The sequence below is a fragment of the Burkholderia humptydooensis genome, from assembly GCF_001513745.1.
GTDB classification, from domain to species: domain Bacteria; phylum Pseudomonadota; class Gammaproteobacteria; order Burkholderiales; family Burkholderiaceae; genus Burkholderia; species Burkholderia humptydooensis.
The window spans coordinates 2135959-2159200 of sequence record NZ_CP013380.1 but is presented as its reverse complement, the minus strand read 5'-3'; the positions used below and the strand labels follow the sequence as shown (position 1 = coordinate 2159200).

23 protein-coding genes and 3 pseudogenes are annotated in these 23242 nt (G+C 67.0%); 10 read left to right on the top strand and 16 right to left on the bottom strand.

Annotated elements, in window-relative coordinates; translation table 11 throughout:
- Window positions 1-8: 8 nt before the first annotated feature.
- From AQ610_RS09795 to osmF, 8 genes are all read right to left on the bottom strand, one after another.
- Window positions 9-1019: an ornithine carbamoyltransferase gene (locus AQ610_RS09795; protein WP_006026726.1), complete on the bottom strand. Its 1011-nt coding sequence runs from the start codon at window positions 1017-1019 to the stop codon at window positions 9-11.
- Window positions 1020-1080: 61 nt separating this feature from the next.
- Window positions 1081-2337: an arginine deiminase gene (gene arcA, locus AQ610_RS09790; protein WP_009912313.1), complete on the bottom strand. Its 1257-nt coding sequence runs from the start codon at window positions 2335-2337 to the stop codon at window positions 1081-1083.
- Window positions 2338-2354: 17 nt separating this feature from the next.
- The gene (gene arcD / locus AQ610_RS09785; protein WP_006026728.1) at window positions 2355-3815 is read right to left on the bottom strand and encodes an arginine-ornithine antiporter; all 1461 of its coding nucleotides are present in this window, start codon (window positions 3813-3815) and stop codon (window positions 2355-2357) included.
- 154 nt (window positions 3816-3969) lie between these two features.
- Window positions 3970-4302, bottom strand: coding sequence for a hypothetical protein (locus AQ610_RS09780; protein ID WP_009912310.1), 333 nt, complete (start codon window positions 4300-4302; stop codon window positions 3970-3972).
- Window positions 4303-4805: 503 nt separating this feature from the next.
- A complete protein-coding gene (locus AQ610_RS09775; RefSeq protein WP_006026730.1) occupies window positions 4806-5633 on the bottom strand; it encodes an ABC transporter permease in 828 nt (275 codons plus the stop codon).
- A complete protein-coding gene (locus AQ610_RS09770) occupies window positions 5630-6568 on the bottom strand; it encodes an ABC transporter ATP-binding protein (RefSeq protein ID WP_006026731.1) in 939 nt (312 codons plus the stop codon). Before AQ610_RS09770 ends, AQ610_RS09775 begins: the two co-directional genes overlap by 4 nt.
- The gene (locus AQ610_RS09765) at window positions 6565-7785 is read right to left on the bottom strand and encodes an ABC transporter permease (protein WP_006026732.1); all 1221 of its coding nucleotides are present in this window, start codon (window positions 7783-7785) and stop codon (window positions 6565-6567) included. The genes AQ610_RS09770 and AQ610_RS09765 overlap by 4 nt, the downstream gene beginning before the upstream one ends.
- The gene (osmF, locus tag AQ610_RS09760; RefSeq protein ID WP_045554845.1) at window positions 7782-8726 is read right to left on the bottom strand and encodes a glycine betaine ABC transporter substrate-binding protein OsmF; all 945 of its coding nucleotides are present in this window, start codon (window positions 8724-8726) and stop codon (window positions 7782-7784) included. The genes AQ610_RS09765 and osmF overlap by 4 nt, the downstream gene beginning before the upstream one ends.
- Before the next feature lie 349 nt (window positions 8727-9075).
- Here osmF and AQ610_RS09755 point away from each other — a divergent pair, with 349 nt between their 5' ends.
- A complete protein-coding gene (locus AQ610_RS09755) occupies window positions 9076-9846 on the top strand; it encodes a class I SAM-dependent methyltransferase (protein WP_009916585.1) in 771 nt (256 codons plus the stop codon).
- A gap of 110 nt (window positions 9847-9956) precedes the next feature.
- The gene (locus AQ610_RS09750) at window positions 9957-10637 is read left to right on the top strand and encodes a GNAT family N-acetyltransferase (RefSeq protein ID WP_006026735.1); all 681 of its coding nucleotides are present in this window, start codon (window positions 9957-9959) and stop codon (window positions 10635-10637) included.
- A gap of 93 nt (window positions 10638-10730) precedes the next feature.
- On the opposite strand, the gene AQ610_RS09745 is transcribed toward AQ610_RS09750, so the two are convergent.
- Window positions 10731-11105, bottom strand: coding sequence for a hypothetical protein (locus tag AQ610_RS09745; protein ID WP_009916587.1), 375 nt, complete (start codon window positions 11103-11105; stop codon window positions 10731-10733).
- Between the two features lie 82 nt (window positions 11106-11187).
- Entirely contained in the window at window positions 11188-13176 is a 1989-nt protein-coding gene (locus AQ610_RS09740) for an acyl-CoA synthetase (RefSeq protein ID WP_006026737.1), read from the bottom strand.
- Window positions 13177-13572: 396 nt separating this feature from the next.
- Between AQ610_RS09740 and AQ610_RS09735 the strand changes: the two genes are divergently transcribed.
- Together AQ610_RS09735 and AQ610_RS09730 are read left to right on the top strand one after the other, a co-directional pair.
- Window positions 13573-13767 carry a DUF3562 domain-containing protein gene (locus AQ610_RS09735; RefSeq protein WP_009916446.1) on the top strand — a complete coding sequence of 65 codons (195 nt, stop codon included), beginning with the start codon at window positions 13573-13575 and terminating at the stop codon, window positions 13765-13767.
- 311 nt (window positions 13768-14078) lie between these two features.
- Window positions 14079-14591, top strand: a complete 513-nt coding sequence (locus AQ610_RS09730; protein ID WP_006026738.1) for a chemotaxis protein CheW — start codon at window positions 14079-14081, stop codon at window positions 14589-14591.
- Window positions 14592-14678: 87 nt separating this feature from the next.
- On the opposite strand, the pseudogene AQ610_RS09725 reads toward AQ610_RS09730, so the two are convergent.
- The 3 genes and pseudogenes from AQ610_RS09725 to AQ610_RS09715 all read right to left on the bottom strand — a co-directional run.
- Window positions 14679-14957, bottom strand: a pseudogene (locus tag AQ610_RS09725) (DMT family transporter); the annotation flags it as partial.
- A gap of 55 nt (window positions 14958-15012) precedes the next feature.
- Window positions 15013-15216, bottom strand: a pseudogene (locus AQ610_RS37275) (NAD(P)-dependent alcohol dehydrogenase); the annotation flags it as partial.
- A 208-nt stretch (window positions 15217-15424) separates the two neighbouring features.
- Window positions 15425-15727, bottom strand: coding sequence for a hypothetical protein (locus tag AQ610_RS09715; RefSeq protein ID WP_006026740.1), 303 nt, complete (start codon window positions 15725-15727; stop codon window positions 15425-15427).
- 214 nt (window positions 15728-15941) lie between these two features.
- On the opposite strand from AQ610_RS09715, the gene AQ610_RS09710 reads away from it, so the two are divergent.
- From AQ610_RS09710 to AQ610_RS09690, 5 genes are all read left to right on the top strand, one after another.
- Complete coding sequence (locus AQ610_RS09710) at window positions 15942-16736, top strand: hypothetical protein (protein WP_006026741.1); 795 nt, start codon at window positions 15942-15944, stop codon at window positions 16734-16736.
- A 167-nt stretch (window positions 16737-16903) separates the two neighbouring features.
- Window positions 16904-17719, top strand: a complete 816-nt coding sequence (locus AQ610_RS09705; protein WP_006026742.1) for a MipA/OmpV family protein — start codon at window positions 16904-16906, stop codon at window positions 17717-17719.
- Window positions 17720-17855: 136 nt separating this feature from the next.
- Complete coding sequence (locus AQ610_RS09700) at window positions 17856-18128, top strand: EF-hand domain-containing protein (protein ID WP_006026743.1); 273 nt, start codon at window positions 17856-17858, stop codon at window positions 18126-18128.
- 55 nt (window positions 18129-18183) lie between these two features.
- Window positions 18184-18951 (top strand): response regulator, encoded by a 768-nt coding sequence (locus AQ610_RS09695; RefSeq protein WP_006026744.1) that lies wholly within the window; start codon window positions 18184-18186, stop codon window positions 18949-18951.
- On the top strand, window positions 18948-20237 hold the full coding sequence (locus tag AQ610_RS09690) for an ATP-binding protein (protein ID WP_006026745.1): 1290 nt from the start codon (window positions 18948-18950) through the stop codon (window positions 20235-20237). The genes AQ610_RS09695 and AQ610_RS09690 overlap by 4 nt, the downstream gene beginning before the upstream one ends.
- 275 nt (window positions 20238-20512) lie before the next feature.
- Here AQ610_RS09690 and AQ610_RS33155 read toward each other — a convergent pair.
- The 3 genes and pseudogenes from AQ610_RS33155 to AQ610_RS33145 form a co-directional block, all read right to left on the bottom strand.
- A pseudogene (locus AQ610_RS33155) lies at window positions 20513-20749 on the bottom strand (PAAR domain-containing protein); the annotation flags it as partial.
- 12 nt (window positions 20750-20761) lie between these two features.
- Window positions 20762-21298 (bottom strand): hypothetical protein, encoded by a 537-nt coding sequence (locus AQ610_RS33150; RefSeq protein ID WP_080595050.1) that lies wholly within the window; start codon window positions 21296-21298, stop codon window positions 20762-20764.
- A gap of 9 nt (window positions 21299-21307) precedes the next feature.
- Window positions 21308-21715, bottom strand: coding sequence for a hypothetical protein (locus AQ610_RS33145; RefSeq protein WP_231748908.1), 408 nt, complete (start codon window positions 21713-21715; stop codon window positions 21308-21310).
- 308 nt (window positions 21716-22023) lie between these two features.
- Here AQ610_RS33145 and AQ610_RS09685 point away from each other — a divergent pair, with 308 nt between their 5' ends.
- Complete coding sequence (locus AQ610_RS09685) at window positions 22024-23229, top strand: IS110 family RNA-guided transposase (protein WP_006029866.1); 1206 nt, start codon at window positions 22024-22026, stop codon at window positions 23227-23229.
- Window positions 23230-23242 lie beyond the last annotated feature (13 nt).

Below are 23242 nucleotides of genomic sequence, written 5' to 3'. Positions count from 1 at the left end.
CCGGGCCGTCAGATGCTGCCGAGCGTCGACACGAGGACCGCCTTGATCGTGTGCATGCGGTTTTCCGCCTGCTCGAACGCGATGCAGCGCGGCGACTCGAACACTTCGTCGGTGACTTCGATGCCGTCCTTCAGGTGCGGATAGCGCTCGGCGATCTGCTTGCCGACCTTCGTTTCGCAGTTGTGGAACGAAGGCAGGCAGTGCATGAAGCGCGTGCGCGGATTGCCCGTCGATTCGATCAGCTTGCGGTTCACCTGATACGGCAGCAGCGCGTTGATCCGCTCGTCCCACGCCTCGATGGGCTCGCCCATCGACACCCACACGTCGGTGTGAATGAAATCGACGCCCTTGACCGCTTCGTATGGATCTTCGGTCAACGTGAGCCGCGCGCCGCTTTCAGCCGCGAACGCCTCGCACTGCGCGATGAAACCGGCGGCAGGCCAGAGCGACTTCGGCGCGCCGATGCGCACGTCCATTCCGAGCTTCGCGCCGATCAGAAGCAGCGAATTGCCCATGTTGTTGCGCGCATCGCCGAGATACGCGTAGCTGATGTCGTGCAGCGGCTTGTCGCTGTGCTCGCGCATCGTCATCACGTCGGCGAGCATCTGCGTCGGGTGGTATTCGTCGGTGAGCCCGTTGAAGACGGGCACGCCCGCGTGATGCGCGAGCTCCTCGACGATCTCCTGGCTGAAGCCGCGGTACTCGATCGCGTCGTACATCCGGCCCAGCACGCGCGCCGTGTCCTTCATGCTTTCCTTGTGGCCGATCTGCGACGACGAAGGATCGATGTACGTGACGTTCGCGCCCTGGTCATACGCGGCGACCTCGAACGCGCAGCGCGTGCGGGTGGACGTCTTTTCGAAGATGAGCGCGATGTTCTTGCGCAGCAGGCGCGGCTGCTCGGTGCCGCTGTACTTCGCGCGCTTCAGGTCGCGCGCGAGGTCGAGCAGATAGCGCAGCTCGCGTGCGCTGTGATGGATCAGGCTCAGCAGATTGCGATTGTGCAGGTTGAAGCTCATCTCGTTTCTCCGTAGGTTGGTCGGGGCCAGCGGCGCATGCGCGCGCGCCGCGACGCTTGCGTCAGTAGTCGACGGGGTCGCGCAGGACCGGGCAGGTCATGCAGTGGCCGCCGCCTCGGCCGCGGCCGAGCTCGCTCGAGCCGATCGTGATCACCTCGACGCCCGCCTTGCGCAGCAGCGTGTTCGTGTACGTGTTGCGGTCGTAGCCGACGACGACGCCCGGCTCGATGCAGACCATGTTGTTGCCGTCGTCCCATTGCTCGCGCTCGGCGGCGAAATCGTTGCCGCCCGTCTCGACGACGCGCAGCGACTTCAGGCCGAGCGCCTGCGCGACGACGTCGATGAACGGCTTGTCCTCGCGCTCGATGTCGATGCCGTAATGCGCGTCGCCGCCGGGGCGCAGCGAGAACGGCACGATCCGGTTCACGACTTCGGGGAAGATCGTCACGAGATCGCGATCGCAGAAGCTGAACACGGTGTCGAGGTGCATCGACGCGCGCGAGTTCGGCAGCCCGGCGACGATCACGCGCTCGGCCGCGCCCTTGGCGAACAGCGACTGCGCGAGCTGGCCGACCGCCTGGCGCGACGTGCGCTCGCCCATCCCGACGAGCACGACGCCGCGGCCGATCGGCATCACGTCGCCGCCTTCGAGCGTCGCCATGCCGTGATCCCGATCGGGGTCGCCGTACCAGACGTCGAACTTCGCATCGGCGAACGCCGGATGGAATTTGTAGACCGCGGCGACGAGGAGCGTCTCCTGCCGGCGCGCGGGCCAGTGCATCGGATTGAGCGTGACGCCGCCATAGATCCAGCACGACGTGTCGCGCGTGAACATCATGTTCGGCAGCGGCGGCAGCACGAACGACGACTTGCCGAGATAGTCGCGGAACAGCGTGAGCACCTTCGAGCGCTCGGCGCCCGGAATGTCGCTCGCCGCGACGCCGCCGATCAGGAACTCGGCGAGCGCGCGCGGCTCGAGGCTCTCGAGCCACGCGCGCACTTCGTCGACGAGGCCGATGCCGACGTTGTCCGGCGTGATCTTGCGATCGAGAATCCACTTGAGCGCGACCGGGTTCTGCACGGTCTCGGTCAGCAGGTTGTGCATCTCGAGCACCTCGGCGCCGCGCTCGCGCATCTTCGACATGAAATCGAAGTGGTCGCGCTTCGCCTGGTTCACCCACATCACGTCGTCGAACAGCAGCTCGTCGCAGTTGCTCGGCGTGAGGCGCTGGTGCGCGAGGCCCGGCGAGCAGACGAGCACCTTGCGCAGCTTGCCGACTTCGGAATGGACACCGACTTGAGGAGTGGCTTGGGACATGTTGATTACCTCTTCGATCAAAGTGTGATGAGCCCGCGGTGGAGCGCGTAGGCCGCGGCGAGTGCGGCGGCGGCCGCCGCCGCGAAGATCAGCTTTTCGGCGGCGGTGAAAACCGGCTTGCCGAGCTCGCGCTTCGCCTTCGCGAAGAAGAGCGCGCCCGGCGCATAGAGAAGGGCGGACAGCAGCAGGTACTTGACGCCGCCCGCGTACAGCAGCCACACCGCGTAGAGCACGGCGAGCGCGGCGACGAAAAGATCCTTGCGGCGCGCGCGCGCGTCGCCCTCGTAGGTTTCGCCGCGCACGGCGATGAGAAGCGCGTAGGCGGCCGACCAGAAGTACGGGATCAGGATCATCGACGTCGCGAGATAGATCAGCGACAGATAGGTGCTTCGCGAAAACAGCGTGATCAGCAGGAACACCTGGACCATCGCGTTCGTGAGCCAGAGCGCGTTCGCCGGCACGTGATTCGCGTTCTCCTTGCGCAGGAACGCGGGCATCGTGTGGTCCTTCGCGGCAGAAAACATGATTTCCGCGCAAAGCAGCACCCACGACAGCAGCGCGCCGGCGAGCGACACGACGAGGCCGGCGCTGATGAGCACCGCGCCCCAGTGGCCGACGACGTGCTCGAGCACGGCCGCCATCGACGGGTTCTGCAGCTTCGCGAGCTGCGGCTGCGTCATGAGGCCGAGCGACAGCACGTTCACGAGCACGAGCACGAGCAGCACGCCGACGAAGCCGATCACGGTCGCGCGGCCGACGTCGCTGCGCTTTTCGGCGCGCGCCGAGAAGATGCTCGCACCCTCGATGCCGATGAATACCCAGACGGTCACGAGCATCATGTTGCGGACCTGGTTCATCACCGAGCCGAGCGACGGATTCGTGCGGCCCCAGATATCGGTGCGGAACACGTCGAGCTTGAACGCGAAGAAGCAGATCAGGATGAAGACGGCGAGCGGGACGATCTTCGCGACGGTCGTGACGAGATTGACGAACGCCGCCTGCCGGATTCCGCGCAGCACGAGCAAGTGCACGGCCCATAGCAGCACCGATGCGCCCGCGATCGCGGCGGGCGTGTTGCCTTCGCCGAACACCGGGAAGAAATAGCCGAGCGTCGAGAACAGCAGCACGAAGTAGCCGACGTTGCCGAGCCACGCGCTGATCCAGTAGCCCCACGCGGACGAGAAGCCCATGTAGTCGCCGAAGCCTGCCTGCGCATACGCGTAGACGCCGCCGTCGAGCTGCGGCTTGCGGTTCGCGAGCGTCTGGAACACGAACGCGAGCGTGAGCATGCCGACCGCGGTGATCGCCCAGCCGATCAGGATCGCGCCCGCTTCGGCGGTGGCCGCCATGTTCTGCGGCAGCGAGAAAATGCCGCCGCCGATCATCGATCCGACCACGAGCGCGGTGAGCGCGCCGAGCCGCAGCCTGTTCGTCACGGATTGCGCCGCGACGTCTCGTTCTTGTGTCACTTCAGCCATGATGTTTCCTCGCAATCGCGTTCGCGCAAAAACGCGGCGCGCACGCGGCCATCGCGCGTCCGCCGGGGGCGGGGGAGCACGGCGGTTGCCGCTTGCGCGCGGTCCGGCGGAACGCGCGTCGTTTGAATTGGGTCGATGCTTGCCCGTTCGGGCGTTATCGGCGGAGCGTCGTCATGGGCGTGCTCCTTGCCGCTTGTGTCCGGGCTTCGCGTTGACGCCGCACCTCGGCTGCGTCGCTGCGGTCCCAGAATGAAAAGAGCCAGACGCCGATCCGGCGCCGCTTCCAGTACATGCCGTGCAGCCGGCGGCGGATTTCCGCGAGCGCGCTCCAACTGGCGCCGTCGATATCGATCAGCGCGCCCGGCCTCGGGCCCGACTCTCCGATGAATTGAATATCGGTAAATGTCTTTCCGGTGTATTTGAATAGAAAAGCCTGCAGCTCTTCTCGCGTGACCCCCGGTTGAATATTTTCAATGCAGATTCTCATCGTGCTTTCCTGCTTTTCCGTTCGACCTTGCTCACGAGCGCTTTTGGCGCCGCATTTACGCACGCGACCGAATCAGGCCTTGAATCCCGCTTCTCGTGTGCAAAACGAGCCGATCGAACGCGTTCCAAATCCGTCAAATTCGGCATTTGAATTCGCTGTCGTCGATTCAATTCTTCCCGATGGCTTACTGATTGGAAACAATTTAAACGGCACTTCATGTCATGGATCAAAAAACGCCGGAAGGCAGCCGGAAGGCGGTCGGAGCATGTGCAAACGGTGCTAGGATCGGTGTGCATGTCGCTGTCGTACACGCACGCGGCGAGCACGTTTCAACGGCACGGATCGGCATTCGTCGGACAGGTAGGTGCCTGTCGCGATGACCTCGTTCGATACGATTCCATCTTGCTGAAATCGCTGCAGGCCGCGCGTGCCGAAGCCGACACGGGCGGGCTGCGCTGCGCCAAAAGCGATGCCGGGCGCCGCTCGCGCCGCGCGCGGCCGGGCTACGCGCAGCCTTCGCGCCGCGCCGCGCCCGCCGGCGCGAGCCATCGGCCGAGCGCGCCGAGCGCGTCGTAGATCAGCACCGCGAGCAGCGCGACGACGAGGCCGCCTTGCAGCACGAACGCGGTGTTCGCCGTCTGCAGCCCCGCGATGATTACGTCGCCGAGTCCCTTCGCTGCGACGGTCGAGCCGATCGTCGCCGTGCCGAGATTGATGACGACCGCAAGCCGGATGCCGTTCAGGATCACCGGGAACGCAAGCGGCAGCTCGATCCACGCGAGCCGCTGCAGCCCGCTCATCCCCATCCCGCGCGCGGCGTCCACGGCGTCGGCGGGCACGTCCTGCAGCCCCGCGATCGTGCTTTCGAAGATCGGCAGCAGTCCGTACAGGATCAGCGCGATCAGCACGGGCTTCACGCCGAAGCCGATCGCCGGCACCGCGAGCGCGAGCACCGCGACGGGCGGAAAGGTTTGCCCGATGTGCACGACGCTGCGCGCCACGGGCAGGAACTCCGCGCCCGCGCGCCGCGTGACGAAGATCCCCGCCGCGAGCGCGACGATCGCGCCCGCCGCGCTCGCCGCCGCGACGATCGCGAGATGCGACAGCGTCAGGTCGAGGAGGCTCGCGCGCCGGTAGATCGCGGGCGCGCCGTTGTCGGCGAACGGCGCGAAAAGGGGCTCGAGCCAGCCGGGCCGCGCGAGCATCACGGCGAGCACCGCCAGCGCGGCGATGCGCGCAAGCGTGACGCCCGCGCGCCGGCTCGCTGCGCCGAGCGCGCCCGGCGCGCCCGTATTGCGCGCGGCGCTCGCGGCTTTCATCGCGCGCCTCATTCCGGCCGCTTCGCCTGCGCGACGATCGCATCGAGCGTGATGCGCGTCGTCACCGCGCCGTCGGCGCTCGATACGGGCAGCATGCTCACGCCGCGCCACAGCAGCTCGGAGATCGCGTCGCGCAGCGTGAGCGCGCCCGGGATCGGCTCGCCGGGCGCGGCGCCCGGCTCGGCGAGCGCCGCGACGCGCGTGAGCGCGAGCAGGCGCAGCGGCCGGTCGAGGCCCGCGACGAGCCGCTCGACGACGCCCGGCTGCGGCCGGCCGAGAATCTCGGCGGGCGTGCCTGCCTGCAGGATGCGCCCCGCGTCCATCACCGCGATCTGGTCGCCGAGCCGCAGCGCCTCGTCGATGTCGTGCGTGACGATCACGATCGTGATCTTGAGCCTGCGCTGCAGCGCGACGAGATCGTCCTGCGCCTTGCCGCGGATGATCGGATCGAGCGCGCCGAACGGCTCGTCCATCAGCAGGATCGCGGGCTCGGCCGCGAGCGCGCGCGCGACGCCGACGCGCTGCTGCTGGCCGCCCGACAACTGGTGCGGCAGCTTGCGCGCGTATGTGCCGTAGTCGAGCTCGAACAGCTCGAGCAGCTCGCGCACGCGCGCGTCGATGCGCGCCGCGCGCCAGCCGAGCAGGCGCGGCACGGTCGCGATGTTGCGCGCGACCGTCCAGTGCGGAAAGAGGCCGTGCCCCTGGATCACGTAGCCGATCCCGCGCCGCAGCGTCTCGGCGGGCACGCTCGCGGTGTCGACGCCGTCGACGCGAATCGTCCCGCTCGTCGGCGCGATCAGCCGGTTGATCATCCGCAGCAGCGTCGACTTGCCGCTGCCCGATGCGCCGACGAGCGCCGTCACCGTGCCGCGCGCGACGGCGAGCGACACGTCGTCGACCGCGGCGAGATCGCCGAACAGCCGGCTCACGCGTTCGATCTCGATCATCGGCGCGCTCCTTTCGCGAGGTCGGTCGCGGCCTCGAACAGCACGGCGGTGACGAGCGCGAGCGCGATCGTCGGCAGCGCGCCGAGCAGCACGAGATCGGTGGCGGACTGGCCGATCCCCTGGAAGATGAACGTGCCGAAGCCGCCGCCGCCGATCAGCGCGGCGACGGCCGCCAGGCCGATGTTCTGCACGAGCACGATGCGCACGCCGGAGAGCACGACGGGCAGCGCGAGCGGCAGCTCGATCGCGACGAGCCGCTCGCGGCCCGTCATCCCCATCGCGAGTGCCGCCTCGACGACAGTGGCCGGCACCTGCGCGAAGCCGACGACGACGCTCGATACGATCGGCAGCAGCGCATACAGGAAGAGGGCGATCAGCGCGGGCGCGACGCCGATGCCGCTCACGCCGAGGCGGGCGGCGAGCGGCACGCACGCGGCGAGAATCGCGAGCGGCGCCATCAGCAGGCCGTACAGCGCGATGCTCGGAATCGTCTGCACGACGTTCAAGAGCGGCAGCAGCGCGCCGCGCAGCGCGGCGAAGCGCGTGCAGCCGATGCCGAGCGGCACGCCGAGCGCGACGGCCGCCGCCACCGAGCCGGCGACGAGCGCGAGGTGGCGGATCGCCTCGCTGCGGAACGTGTCGGCGCGCACCGCGTATTCCTGCATCACCGACAGCCCGTCCCAGAAGCCGCCGTGGATGAACGCGGCGAGCGCCCCGAGCGCCGCGGCGAGCGCGACGAGGCGCATCGCCGGGGTGGGCGCGATCCGGGCGAGCGCGTCGGCGATCAGCACCGCGAACGCGAACAGCAGCAGCCAGGCGCCCGCCGCGGGCGACACGCGCGCGAGCGGCGTATCCGGCGTGACGAGATGCGCGGGCGCCGCGCCGAGCGCCACGCACAGCACGAGCACCAGTACGACGCCGACGGCGGCGCGCGCGGCCGCGCGGCTGCGCGCGAGCGCGAAGAGCGCGCCTGCCGCCCACAGCGCGTCGAGCGCGTAAGCGTGGAGCGCCGGAAACACCGCGCCGAGCGCGAGTTCCGAGCCCGCCGCGATCCGGTTCGCGCGCAGCGTGACGAAAGGCTCGACGAACGCCGCGTACGCGACGAGCGCGGCGATCAGCGCGCCGACCTTGTCGACGCGCGCGGCCCATCCGGGAATCGCGCGCGGGCGCGGCGCGGGAGCGGGGGCGCCGGCCCCGCCCGCCGTGCGCGCCGTCATTTGACGAAGCCCTTCGCTTTCAGATAGCTCGCCGCGACGCTCGCGGCCGGCTCGCCGTTGATCTGGATTCGCGCGTTGAGCGTCTGCAGCGTCTTCAGATCGAGGCTCGCGAACACGGGCTTCAGATAATCGGCGATCTGCGGATGCGCGTTGAGCACCGCCTCGCGGATGATCGGCGCGGGCGCGTAGACGGGCTGCACGTGCTTGTCGTCGTCGAGCACCGCGAGCCCCGTGGCCGCGATGCCGCCGTCGGTGCCGTAGACCATCGCGGCGTTCACGCCGTCCGTCTGCTGCGCGGCGGCCTTGATCGTCGCGGCGGTGTCGCCGCCCGACAGCACGAGCATCTGCTCCGGCTTCAGCTTGAAGCCATACGCCTTCTCGAACGACGGCAGCGCGGACGCGCTGTTGACGAACTCGGCCGACGCGGCGAGCTTCACCTTGCCGCCCGCGCCGACCCACTTGCCGAAATCGCTGAACGTCTTCAGATGCTGCGTTTGCGCGATCGAATTGAGCACCGCGACGCCCCACGTGTTGTTCGCGGGCGCGGGCGCGAGCCAGACGATCCGGTTCGCCGCGTAATCGAGCTGCTTCGCGAGCGCGTAGCCTTGCGCGGCGTTCTTCCACGCGGGATCGTCGGCCTTGTTGAAGAAGAATGCGGCGTTGCCCGTGTATTCCGGATAGATGTCGATTTGGCCCGTCGTCAGCGCCCGGCGGACGATCGGCGTCGCGCCGAGCCCGATCTTGTCGACGACGGCGATGCCGTGCGCCTTCAGCACCTGCGCGATCACGTTGCCGAGCAGGTTGCCTTCGGTGTCGATCTTCGACGCGACGGTGACCGCGCCGGCGGCGCGCGCGCCGGGCGCGGCGGCGCAGAGGGAAACGGCGAGCGCGGCGGCGGCCGCGGCCGCGCGCACGGGACGGCTGAAACGGGGGACTCTCATCGGGGCTGGCACTCCTGTCGGACAGCGGATGAACGGATGCGACGGCGTGCGCCGGCCCGGGCGGCGGGACTCGGCCGTGGGCGAAGCGGGGGCCGATCGCAGGCGGCAGGGGTTCAAGGTACTTGAGCGGGCGCGCTTTGGCAAACAAGGGCGCGTTCACGCGCGGGCCGGATCGGCGCGGATCATCGCGAACCATCGTTTTGGACTGCGCATTTCCGTATCGCGGCGATACAATGCGACGGACGGCGCCGCGCGTGGAACGGATATTGCGCCGCACCGCCGCCCGTCGCCTCGAATCGTCTTGAGCCGCTTTCCCGCCGATTGCCGTCTACGTCAAGGAGCGTCCATCGTGAGCAGCGATCCCAACACGGCGCCTCCGTCCGCGCCGCAAAACATCTACGACGACGCATCGTTCTTCGAAGGCTACCAAACGCTTCGACAGGGCGACACCGGCCTGAACGGCGCACTCGAATTTCCCGCGATGAAACGTCTGCTGCCGAACCTGGCGGGCCTGCACGTGCTCGACCTCGGCTGCGGCTTCGGCGATTTCGCCCGCTATGCGCGCGCGCGCGGCGCGGCGACGGTGACGGCCGTCGACGTGTCGTCGCGGATGCTCGACGAGGCGCGCGCGCGCACCGACGACGACGCGATCACCTATCTGCAGCGGTCGATCGAGACCTATCACGCGGCGACGCGCGCGTTCGATCTCGTCGTGTCGTCGCTCGCGCTGCACTACGTCGAAGATTACGCGGGCGTCGTCGCGCGGATCTACGACGCGCTGCGCTCGAACGGCCGCTTCGTGTTCTCGGTCGAGCATCCGATCTGCACCGCGTATCCGCACGGCTGGGTGCGCGACGAAGACGGCCACAAGCAGCACTGGCCCGTCGACCGCTACCGGCAGGAAGGGCGGCGCGACACGCGCTGGTTCGTCGACGGCGTCGTCAAATACCACCGGACGGTCGAGACCTACGTGAACACGCTGCTGAAGGCGGGCTTCACGCTCACGCACCTCGGCGAGCCGGCGCCGATTCCCGACGCGCTCGCGGTGCGGCCGGACCTCGAGGCGGAGTGCCGGCGCCCGCCGATGCTGTTCCTCGCGGCGATCCGGGCGGGGAGCTGAGCGGCGGCCGCGCGCGCCGGCGCATTGGCCCGCCGACGGCGGCCGATCGGCCGTGGCCGGCGTCACGTTCTTCGCGCATACGATCCGCCTCCATCCCATCAATCCCATCCATGCCTCCGACCGAATCTGAATCTTCGTCCGCCCGCGCGCCGGCGCTCTTCGAAATCGACGACCTGTGCGCGATCGTGCTCGGCGCCGACGATATTCCCGCGATCCAGGCGTTCTTCGAGCGCAACCCCGAGTATTTCGTCGACACGACGGGCAAGCCGCCCGCACCGGACGAAGCGGCCGTCGAGTACGCGGGCATGCCGCCTGCCGACCGGGGTTGCACGGCCAAATGGACGATCGGCTTTCGGCCTTCCGCGCCGGCCGGCTGCAATGCGCCGACGCCTTCGTCGCCCGTTTCGTCCGGCGCGCACGCGCCGCTCGCCGCGTTCGCGACGCTTTTCGCCGACATGTTCGCGCCGGGCATCTGGCACGTCGATCTGTTCATCGTCGAGACCGTGCGGCACGGGCAGGGTGTCGCGCGATGCATTTATGCGGCGCTCGAGGCGTGGATGCGGGCGCGAGGGGCGCGCTGGCTGAGGCTCGGCGTGGTCAGCGGCGCGCCGCGCGCGGAGCGCTTCTGGGCGCGCGCAGGCTACGCCTGCGTGCGCACCGTCGAGAACGTTCCGATGAAAGACGCGGTGCGCACGGTGCGCGTGATGGTCAAGCCGCTCGACGGCGGCGACGTGCGCGCGTATCTCGATCTCGTCGCGCGCGATCGCCCGACGCGGCCTGATCCGGACTGATCCGGACTGATCCGGACTGATGCGGACTGATGCGGACTGCGCCGAGATCGTCGGCCGAATCGACGTGACCGGCGGGCTTCCGCGCGCGCCGTCTCATTCCCGCGATCGGCGCGCCGGCCCCGCAAGCCCTTCGCCAGCGCCGGCCGGCAGTGCGGCGAACATCGGCACCGACGCGAGCACGACGAGCGCGATCGCCACGAACGCGCACGCGAAATCCGCCTGGCTTGCCCGGCCGCGCCCGCCGATCAGCATCGCCAGATGCAGCGCGCCCGCCGCGACGGCGACGCCCGCCGCCCGCATCAGTTGCTGCGCGGCTCCCTGGAACGACGTCGCGGCCGACAGGCGCTCGCCCGGCACGTCGGAGAACACGAGCGCGCCCAGCGACGCGAAGCTGAGCGAGCGCGACAGCCCGCCGATCAGCAATAGCGAGAAGACGGCCGCGGTCACTCGGAAGTTGCCGGCGCGCATCAGGATTCGGCCCGCATGACGAATCGGCGGAGAAATCGGCGACGAAATCGGCGACGAAACGGCGGGCGGCCCAGGGCGGCGCTCACGACGCGCGCTCGCGCGCGGCGGTTTCGCCGCGCGTCGCCCCGGCGGCATGCGCATGTGCGCCGTCGCGCTCGCCTTCGCCGCGCCAGTCGACGGCGAACGCATAACGCGCGAGCCGCTCGGCGAGCGCGCCGTGCGCCCCGCGCACGGCGACCTGCGCGACGAGCCCGCGCCGCGCGTCCTGCACGACGTCGACCCGCTCGAGCGCGACCTGCGCGTCGCGCGCGCACGCGGCCACGACATCCGCGATTTCCAGCCGCTGCAGCTCGGGCTTGAAGATCTTGCCGACCGCGGTCGTCGGCACCGCGTCGAGTATCCTCACGTGCTTCGGCACCGCCGCGCGCTCGGGGATCGCGCCCGCGGCGAACGCGAGCAGCGCGGCTTCGTCAGCGCTCGCCCCCGCCTTCAACTGCACGTACGCGACGGGCAGCTCGCCCGCGTGCGCGTCCGGGCGGCCGATCGCCGCCGCGAGCGCGACGGCCGGGTGGGCGGCGAGCGCGTCCTCGATGATCCGTGGATCGATGTTGTGCCCGCCGCGAATGATCAGCTCCTTCTTGCGGCCGACGAGCCAGAAATAGCCGTCGGCGTCGCGGCGGCCGAGGTCGCCCGTGTTCAGCCACCGCTCGCCCGCGATGTCGATCCACAATCCGCGCTCGTGCGCCGGATCGAGGTAGCCGCGAAACACGTTCGGCCCCGCGAGCGCGATCAGCCCGACCTCGTCGACGAGCGCGTCGCGCACGTAGCGCCCGGTGTCGTCGACGATCACCGCGCGCATGCGCTGATAAGGCAGGCGCAGGCCGATCGAGCCGATGCGCCGCTCGCCGTCGAGCGGATTCAGCGACGCGATGCATGCGCTCTCGGTGAGCCCGTAGCCCTCGACGATCTTCACGCCGGTCGTGCGCTCGAAGCCGCGAGCGAGCCCGACTGGCATCGGCGCCGCGCCGCACGCCGCGTATTCGATCGAGCGGATGTCGTGCCGGCCGACGGGCTGCTGCAACAGCGCCGCGAAAAGCGTCGGCACGCCGGAAAACGCGTTGATCCTGTAAGCCTCGACGATCGCCCAGAAGCGCGCGATCACGTGCTTGCCGCGATAGCCCTGCGGCGTGCCGAGCACGACGTGATGGCCGCGCAACCACGCCATCAGGCCCGTCACGAGCTGGCCGTTCACGTGAAAGAGCGGCAGCCCGCAGAAGATGGTGCGCGCGTCCTCGCCGTCGCGCGCCTGCGTCTCGCTCGCCGCCCACACGTCGAACACCTCGCAGCCGTGCGTGCGCACCGCGATCTTCGGGCGGCCCGTCGTGCCGCCCGTGCAGAAGTACGACGACGGCTCGTCGGGCCCGATCGTGCGCGGCCGGATCAGCCGGTCGCCCGGCTGCCGCCGCATCTCGGCGTGCAGATTGACGATCCGGACCCGCTCGCCGCGCAGGCGCGCCTTCTCGCGGCGCTCGACCCACGCGAGCGCCGCGCGCTTGGCGAGCGGCACATAGGGCCGCAGATCGACCCACATGACCGTCTCGACGGTCGGCATCGCGCTCAGATGCGGCGCGAGCTTCGGCCAGATGTCGACGCCCGGCGTCGGCGCGACGCAGATCAACACCTTCGCGCGCGCCGCGTCGACGAGCTCGGCGATCTGCGCGCCGTCGAGGAGCGGATTGATCGCCATCGCGATGCCGGCCGCCTCGCCGCCCCAGATCGCGAAATGCGTGTCGGGCAGGTTCGGCAGCACGAACGCGGCGACGTCGCCCGCGCCCACGCCGACGCTCGCGAGCACGTTCGCCGTCCTGACGATGTCGGCGCGCAGCTCGGCGAAGGTCCACGTGTGCGACCGGTCGAGCCGGTCGGCGTCGAGAAAGAAGGTGAGGGCGGGCGCGTCGGGCGTCTTCGCCGCGCGCTCGTCGAAGATCTGCAGCGTGTTGGCGGGCAGCGCGCGCGCGTGCAGCGGAACGCGCTCGATCTGCTCGATGTCATGGATGTCGCGAACCGCCATGCATGAACTCCTGTCGGACTGTGAAAGCCGTGTGTCGGATGCGAACCGCCGCCGCGCCTTGCAGCCGGTAGGCAAGGCGCGGCGGCGGTTCGTTCGGGCGGCGCCGGGACGCAATGGCGCGAATGCGACGAGAGTGTAACGTGCCGCGCGCGGGATCGCCGGCCATCGGCACCCGCTCCTTCCGTTGCGTCACAGCGCGGCGAGGACGTGGCGCCGGAACGCGCCGTCGCTCCGGGCGTTCGCCACGTGCGGCCGGATTCGTCCGAATAGAGCCCCGGTTGCGCAGACGCCGCGGTCATAGACGGATTCAATTTGCATCGGCGCTTTTGACGACATTCAATAGGCATCCCACCCCAAGCCGTTTTTGTCCGTCTTTCCTCCTTGCGGAGCGCAAACATGGTTCAGAACCGCGTCAGCGTCAACGAGATCGTCCAGGCAATCGCTTCCGAAACCCACACGCCCGCCGACGCGGTGTCGCGGCTTTACGAAGAAACGCTCGCCGAATACAGTGAAGGCGCACGGGTGCGGGATTATCTGACCGTGCTCGTCGCGAAGCGGGTGAGAGAGACACTGCGCAATCGAACGCATTGATCGCGTGCGTCGCGCCGCCTCGCGTGGTGACACGCGATCGTCATCGAATACGGCGAAGCGGTTCGCCGAACGTTTCGCTGGAAACGCGACCCGGCGCTGCTTTCGGCGATGAAAGCTGCGGCCTTCGTCGGACGGTGTACGCTCCGACGTGATTGCCCTTGTTTTCCCGATGTTTTCCTCGTCAATATCGAAACGCTGCTCAAGCATTCGGCGTGGCGGCCGTTACCACGTGGTAATGCGCCGCACGGCGTTCCGCACGCCACGCCGACGTTCTGACGGCGGCGCGCGCCCCACACGAGGAGGACAGCGCAATGAATGCAATTCTGAAAGCGCCGCGCGCGGCGCGCATGGGCGGACAGGACACGGCACGCGATGCGCAGGAGTTCGTCACGTTCCGCCTCGGCGCCGAGGAATATGGAATCGACATCCTGCGCGTGCAGGAAATCCGGTCGTACGAAGAGCCGACGCACATCGCGAACGCGCCGGCGTTCATCAAGGGCGTGATCAACCTGCGCGGCGCGATCGTGCCGATCATCGACCTGCGCCTGAAGTTCGCGCTCGATTCCGCCGAGTACAACACGTCGACCGTGGTGATCGTGCTGAACGTCGCGGCGCGCACGGTGGGCGTCGTCGTCGACGCGGTGAGCGACGTGCTCGAACTCGCGGCCGCCGACCGGCGGCCGGCGCCCGAATTCGGCGCGGCGATCGACACCGGCTTCATCACGGATCTCGGATCGATCGCGGGCGAAGACGGCGACCGGATGCTGATTCTGCTCGACATCGAGCGGCTGATTGCGTCGGCCGACATCGGGCGAGTCGGTTGAGCGGGCGTTGCCGCGTTACCGCGGAGCAGGGCGATTGCGGGCAGCGCCGGCGATGTCGACGCCGCCCGTCGTGCCTGGGCGATCGCTTCAGGCCGCTTCCCGCGAATCCGCCGCGGCGGCGGCCGAACGCATCGCGCCGGACCGCGGCCGGATCGCGCCGACCGGCACGCCCGTCACCGCCATCGCGATGCCGGCGAGCCGCGTCCCGCCGAGCGGCTCCCCGAACGCCGCAACCGCGAACAGCACCGCCGACGCCGGCGCGACGGCCGTGAACAATGCGGCCTCGGTGCCGCTCGTGCGCGCCGAGCCGGCGTACCAGCACAGATAGCCGAGCACGGTCGGCACGAGCGCGTGGTACGCGATCGAGGTGCTCGAATGCGGCGCGCACGTCGGAGAACAGATGGACCGAGTCGACGACCGGTTTGATCGCGTGCCGATCGATTGCGCGGGCGAGCGCTTCGAACGACTGCCGGCTGCCTACCGAGACACCGTGAATCGACGCGCGCGTCAGCATCAGCGGAATCGCATCGATGCGCACCTTCGGGCTTCCCAGAAAGCCGACCTGGACGAGATGACCATGATCCGCGACCGCGCCGATCGAATGCACCACATTGTCGCCGCCGATGAGCTCGACGATGACGTTCGCACTTCGGCCAGTGGTGGGCGCGAGGACGGCATCCTCCCATTGTCAATGCCTCGGCTTGCGCGGACGGATCGCCAAACGCGTCGACGAATATTGTGCAGCCGTAGCGTTGCGCGAGCTCGGCAACGTCCGGCGGCGCGGCATACGGTACTGCGCTGAGGGGGGCGGGAGGCACGCCGCACGCAAATCTTTAGCGTACGACGACCGGGCCGTGCGCCCAATATCCCGTACGGACCGTGACGACGGGACTCGCGACCACCGGCCGCACGGGCGTGACGTACGCGGGCGTCACCACGACAGCCGGCGGCGGGACGACGACGGGCGGTGGCGCGATCACGGCCGGCACGGCGTAGACGGGCACCGCGGGCGCCGCCGCGACGACCGGCGCAGTAACCGGCACTGTGATGCCGACGGCGACACCGGCGAATGAGGAGGGGGCAATCAGCGCGAGCGCGAGACCGCTTGCGGCGGCAAACGATGCATGCAGTTTCATGGCAGTTCCTTGATCAGAAAGGGATCGGCTGGCCGCGGCCAGGACGACATCGCCACGTTAGAAGCAAGGCCGATGAAAATCTGTTGGGAAATCATGTCATCTCGTTTCAACGGATTCACGACATCGTCTGACATGAATTGCTAACAGTTTTTTCGGACCGGATTCTCTACATTGCGAGGCATCGAATCACCCAATCCGTCTCGGGAGAGTCCACATGACGAAGATCTATCTTGCCGCCTGCGCTTCGCTGCTGATCGCGCTCCGCATCGAGCCGGCCCTCGCCGAGGCATTCGGATACGGTCGCGAGGCGTCGGTCCGGAGCGCATCCTGCGGCGGCGGCAACTGTACGCACCGTGGCGCGTTCGTCGGCCCGCGCGGCGGCCTGACGACGAATGACGGCACGGTCACGCGTACGGGGCCGGGGCAGTTCGCCAACACAGGAACAACCGTCGGTCCACGCGGCGGCCGCTATGAGCACAGCGGGACGACGGCCTGCAGCGGCGGCACTTGCACGCACGACGGCAGCATGACCACGCCACACGGGCAGACGATCGACACGGCCGGCAGCGTCACGCGATCGTCGCCCGGTCACTATTCGTCGACCGAGACGGTCACGGGGCCGAACGGCACCTATACGCATACGGCCAGCACGAGTTGCGCTGGCGGCGGGTGTACGCATTCGGCGAGTGTCGCCGGCTCCGACGGCCATTCCGTCAGTTGGACGGACACGGCGACGCGAGTCGCGCCCGGAGTCGTGACGACGACGAGCAGCGTGACGGGACCGCGCGGCGGGACAGTGACGACGGGTGGGGTGGTGGTCGCGGGTGCCCCGCGCGTCGCCGTCGTCGCGCCACCGCCTCCTGTCACCGTCGTCGCGCCCGCCGTGGTCGCGGCGCCCGCCGCGGTTGCCGTTGTGCCGCCCCCGGCGCCTGCTGTCGTCGTCCGTCCGCGCGTCTGGGTGCCCGAACATTGGGTCGGCGGCGTCTGGGTCACGGGACACTGGTCCTGAGCATCGGATCGGCCGATCCGATCGGCGCGGCAGGCGGACGTTCCCGGACCGTCACGGCAGCGTCGCGCCGCATTCTTTATTACCGCCGAATACGGTGCGCGTCCGAGCCCGGACATGCGCGACACCGCTGGCAAGCCATCCTGACTCCTTGTAAGGAACACCATTCGATGTTGACTCGTACGACTCGATTCGACGGGCCGGCGCACGTTGCCGCGCGTTGCGGCGCCGTCGCGGCCGCGCTCGCGCTTCAGGCCATCGTCGGCAATACTCACGCATTCGCCCAGTCTTCCGCGACGGGCAGCGTCGGCCTGGACCTGGCAGCGGTGCCGCGCTACGCGGGCGCAAGCAGCTATCACGTGCTGCCACTGCCGGCGGTGGCGTTGGCCGGCCATTCCGCGTCGAACTGGCATGTCTTCGCGAGCGGTCTCGAGGCCGGCGCCGCGTGGTCGGTCACGCCGAACCTCTCGATCGGTCCGCTCGTCGGCCTGGGGCTCGGTCGCAAGGAGGACGACGCGGCGATCCTGAACGGCACCGGCAACATCGCAGACAGCTTTCTCTACGGCGCATTCGTTCGCTGGCAAGCGGGCCCGGCGAGCGCCAACGTGCGCTTCCTGCAGTCGGCCCATTCAGGCTACGGCAATCACGTGACGCTGGCGCTCGCATACCGGATCTTCGACGGGCCGCGCGATCGCGTGACCGCGTCGCTGAGCACGGTCTGGGCCAACCGCTCGGCCGCGCAAACCGAATTCGGCATCGACGACGCGCAGGCGGCGGCCAGTGCCGCCCATCTGCCGACTTATGCGCCGTCGTCGGGCTTCCAGCGCACTGATCTGCGGGTGACGCTCGAGCACCGGCTCGACGCGCACTGGTTGGCACGCGCGGGCGTGGGCGCGGGCACGCTCGTGGGCGACGCGGCCAACAGCCCGATCGTCGAGCGGCGGGCAAGCGTGTTCGGCTCGATGGGTGTCGCTTACCGCTTCTGATAGGTTCGTCGCGGCGTACCGTGACATGACTTGACATCGAGTTGTAACAGACCGAAATCTTTGCTCACTTTAGCGTTCTGCAATTCGCCACTGGCGAAAAGCGACTTTTTTTATCATCTTTACCAAGGAGAACAGAATGAACCGTTTTAGTCTGATGCTCGTAGCTGCGCTCGGCACATCTTTCGTCCTCGTGTCGAACGCGATGGCGCAACAGGATGACGCAATGCAGCAGAAGCTCGAGGCGCGCTTCGCAGCGGCTGACGTCAATCACGACGGCAAGCTGACACGCTCGGAAGCGCAGGCCGGCATGCCTCGCGTCGCACAGCATTTCGACCAGATCGACACGGCGCACAAGGGTTACATCACGCTCGCCGATCTCAAGCAGTTCGCCGCACGCAACCAGCGTTGATCGGACGTGACGGCGCCCGTTCATCTTTTTCAGCACAGGAAATCGCCCGGTCGTGATGCCGAACGCCACCTCTTGCCCGAATGACATCCCGTCAGGCCGCATCATCGTCCTGGACGACGAAGCGGAGATCCGAAACATACTGCAGCGCTTTCTGGCGTCGCACGGCTTCGATGTTCGGTCGGCGAGGAACAGCACCCAGCTCGACGTCTTTCTCGAGCGTCAGCCATACGATCTGCTGATTCTCGACATCATGATGCCCGGCGAGGACGGGCTGGCCGTCTGCCGACGGCTGCGCGCGCGGGGACAAACGATCCCGATCCTCATGCTGACGGCGCGCGGCGATCCGGTCGATCGTGTCGTCGGGCTCGAACTGGGCGCGGACGACTATCTGGCGAAACCGTTCCTGCCGCGCGAGTTGCTGGCCCGCGTTCGCGCGATGCTGCGTCGTCAGCAAGTCACGCTGCGCCAACGCGATCTGCGCGATGGCGCGCTGCAGGAAAGCGGGGGGGCGATACTGCGTTTCGGCGGATATCAACTCGACACCGGACGCCAGGAGCTTGGCGGGCCCAACGGCGCCGCTGTCGAGGTCGGGTTGGCCGAGATGCGTCTCCTGTGCGCGCTCGCGCAAACACCGAACCGGCCCGTGAGCCGTGCGAACCTGATCGAGCGGGCGCGTGGGCCAAACTACGATGCGAACATGCGCAGCGTCGACGTGCAGGTACTGCGCCTGCGGCAGATCATCGAAGCCGATGCGTCTGCGCCGCGCCATATCCGGACGATATGGGGTATCGGCTACATGCTCGTCGCGGAGCTGGAATCATGAAGGTGCCGCGGCCACGCACGCTGCTCGGACGCAATCTGCTGTTGCTGGTCTGCATCGTCGCCGCGAGTCAAGTGGCGACGGCCGTGCTCTATTTCCTGCTGATCCAGTTGCCGAGGATCGACGAGATCGCGTCGGTGGTCGCTTCGCAGACGAAAGCCGTCGAACGGCTGCTGGCCGCGCGGCCGGAGCCGGAGCGTCGACGCGAAGTCGTCGCGATGAACGGCGGCCTGCAGGGCCCGCCCGAGCGGCATCTGACCGCCGTGCCGCGCAACTACCAGATCCGTCGCTTCGTGACGCAGCTCGCCGCGCGGCTGACGCCGGGTACGTTGGTGCTGTGGGAGGGCGGCCCGCAACACCGATTCTGGGTCAGGCTCGCGATCGACCGCGATAGCTACTGGGTCGCGCTGCCCGTCACGGCGCATATCGGAAATGCGCAACCATGGAGTGTCGCGTGCCTGTTGCTGGTGTTCGCGACCTTTCCGGTATTCGGTGCTTGGATGATCCAGCGCGATACGACGGTGCCGCTGCGACGCCTGTCGCGTGCTGCTGCGACGATCGAGCGTGGTGAGTGGCCCGACGCCGTGCCCGTCACGGGGCCCGCCGAGCTGGCGATGGTCGCCGATGCGTTCAACCGGATGGTCGCGTCGCTCGCCGTCATGGAGACGACCCGCGCCGAGATGCTGGCGGGTATCTCTCACGACATCCGCACGCCGCTCACGAAGCTGCGGATGGCGATCGCCGCGCCGGAGGCATTCGATGCGCCGCGAGAGAGTGCCGAGCGCTTCGTCGCGGAAATCGACGCGATCGTCGACCAGTTCATCGATTTCGCGCGCAGCGGGGACGGCGAAACGGTGTTGCCGGGCGACCTGAATGCGCTGATCGAGCAGCTCGTCGCGGACTACACCGGCCTCGGATATCGATTCGACATGCGGCTCGCGCCGCTGCCGGCGATGCGATTTCGTCCGGTCGGCATGCAGCGTCTGCTGATGAACCTGATGCACAATGCGGCGATACACGGGCGGGTCGGGCTGTCGGTGCACACCTCGGTGGAAGGCGGGCGAGTCGTGATCCGCGTCGAGGATGCCGGGCCCGGCGTGCCGGAAGACGCGTTGCCGCTTCTCACGCAACCGTTTCGGCGCGTCGAGCGGCCCGACCGTCCATCGGGCGGCACGGGCCTTGGGCTCGCGATCGCCGAACGCATCGCCCGTCAGCACGGCGGCCGGCTCGATCTGTCGCTGCGCAACAGCGGCGGGCTCAAGGCTACAGTGCGGCTGCCCATTGCATGAACAGTCATCGACGCTCCCAGCAACGGGAAACTGATGTCGGATTGTGACGAGGGCATTCCATGTGATGAGAAAATTCGATAATTGATATTATGTCAAATTACTGCAGTTAACGAGAAACTGGCATTCCTGAGTGCGGCACCTCCCCGGTCACCCATTGAATGGTCGACGGCGCGCCGGCCGGCGCAATCTCTAGCGTCTCCGAGATCGCGCGGGTGCGCAGCACGTCGCCCAGCCGGCGCGGCTACTGTAGGATTTAGACGAGGCTCGAAATCAGGTATCAGGTGACACCCGCACGTTGCGCGATGGCCGTGCCGTGCGATCGGAATGCCGCCATCCGTCATCGACGGATCGCCTTCCACGATGATGTTCGGCGACACATCGGGATGCTGCGGGCACGACACGCGATCCCCCTTGCGAGCGACATAGCGGCTGTCGAAGCGCATTGTGCTGGAGCCCGTTTCAACCTTGCCGCCATGGTCGATGGCGTCACCGACGCGGATGAGATTCATCATTGGCGGTCTCGCTTACGGGTACATGTATTCGGTGTGATGTCCGACGAATTTGTCGCCAACAAATTCAAAACAGAAGTCTCCTTCCTCAAACGATCTGTAGACCAGTATCGCGCCACCAATACACACTTTGTTGCTGCTAATGGAGTAACTAATTTTTCCTTCGTCTTTAGCGGCACGTCGGCCATGCTTAAATCCAGAAAATGCGTCGATTGGACGTGGATAGACTACCCCGGTTTTGGTGTCGATTGCAACAACCGACCTTTGGTGATAATTTTTGAATTCCGGATAGGCCAAGACAATATAGTGCTGGTTAAAATTCGCCGCCTGCGTTTTCAGTGCGTCGCTGTACGCGGCGACATGCTTTTCATCGAAAAAATCAACCGGACTGTATTGAAAAGAGCATTTTGTTAAATCCGATGTCACGTAGGAAATTTTCACCTCTGTGTACGCGTGATTTTTCGTGGCGCCTGCATTCGGTTGTTTTGCACAAATTCCGAAAGACAAAACTGCAAGGGCAGCCAAAATGGTCGAAACAAGTAATTTTTTCATGTCGCCTGCCTACCTGGAGCTTTGAATTTCTTCGAGTATTTCTCGCAGTTTCTTAGTGGAAGTCATGCTAGCTTTATTAGCCGCGCCTTCGTTTTGAAAGTAAGTTAAAGTTCCATCAGAAAGAACTTTCTCTTTGGTTCCATCCGGGTGCTTCTTCACCTTGTTAGTCGGGTATCCATTGGGGACTGCAATCGAGGCCCACTCTTGGGATGCCGCAAACACGGCATCATCGATAGTCCCTTTCCATCTTTTTACAAACGCAGACAATCTACCGCCGCCAGCTTTGTCAAACAGGAAGTCTCGAAACACTCGCTCCTGCATGTCGGCATCGTATATTTCATTCCCGCTAAGAGAAAGGCGCGCCTTTCCCGCGCCGAGCGTTTCGAATGTGGTTTGATATTTCCCAGTGGCGAACATTCGATTTACATTCGTTCCTGATAATGGCTCGGTTGCAAGAATTTCGTTGATAGTCTTTCTCGTAACGGGGCCGGCAGCCCCGTTACTATCTTCATGCCCCGATAATCGGGGCTTTGGCCAGCCAGGCCCGGCATGATTCCCGCCCCCAGTCGCAGTCATGATCCGGGGGGTGTTGTCACCGGGCCCGGTGGGTGGCTGGTGATCGCTGATAGGGGTTTGGCCGGGCTTTCCCGACGCCGTCCGTAACGTGGATGCCGAGACTTGCCACCGTTGTTGCAGGCCAATCCGTTCACTCTGCACAAACCGCGATGCAAGAAACCAAACAACATGACGCCGTCGATGTCTTCGTCGGCGTCGACGTCGGTAAAGGCCAGCATCACGCCGTCGCACTCGATCGAAACGGCAAGCGTCTTTACAACAAGGCACTACCCAACGACGAGGTCAAGCTGCGCGCCCTCATCGCCGAACTCAAGACTCACGGTCGACTGCTGTTCGTCGTCGATCAGCCTTCCACCATCGGTGCGCTTCCTGTAGCCGTCGCCCGCGCTGAAGGCGTACTCGTCGCCTATCTGCCCGGACTGGCCATGCGCCGCATCGCTGATTTGCATGCCGGCGAAGCCAAGACCGATGCCCGCGACGCCGCGATCATTGCTGAAGCCGCCCGCTCGATGCCACATACGCTGCGCTCGCTTCGACTGGCCGACGAGCAGCTCGCCGAACTCACCATGCTCTGCGGCTTCGATGACGACCTCGCCGCTCAGGTCACGCAAACCAGCAACCGCATTCGCGGCCTGCTTACTCAAATCCATCCGGCGCTCGAACGCGTTCTCGGACCGCGCCTCGACCATCCGGCGGTGCTCGATCTGCTTGAGCGCTACCCGTCCCCGAGCGCACTTGCTGCTGCCAATGAAAAGACGCTCGCCAACCGCCTGACCAAGCTCGCACCGCGCATGGGCAAGAACTTGGCGGCCGAAATCGTTCAAGCGCTGAACGAGCAAGCCGTAATCGTGCCCGGCACGCAGGCCGCCACCATCGTCATGCCTCGTTTGGCCCAGCAACTTGCCGCCTTGCGCAAGCAGCGTGACGAAATCGCTGCCGAAGTTGAGCGGCTGGTGCTTGCTCACCCTCTTTGGCCAGTCCTGACCAGCATGCCGGGAGTCGGCGTCAGGACCGCTGCCAGACTCCTGACCGAAGTCGCCCAAAAAGCCTTCGCCACGGCTGCTCATCTGGCGGCCTACGCTGGTCTCGCGCCGGTCACCCGGCGCTCAGGCTCGTCGATCCGGGGCGAACACCCGTCCAGACGTGGCAACAAGGTGCTCAAACGCGCCTTGTTCCTCTCCGCCTTCGCTGCCTTACGAGACCCAGTCTCACGGGCCTATTACTTGCGCAAGATCCAGCAGGGCAAGCGCCACAACCAGGCACTCATCGCGCTCGCACGGCGACGCTGCGACGTCCTGTTTGCCATGCTGCGCGACGGCACCATTTACCAACCCAAGTCAGCCCCTGACGCTTGACGAAACACATAGG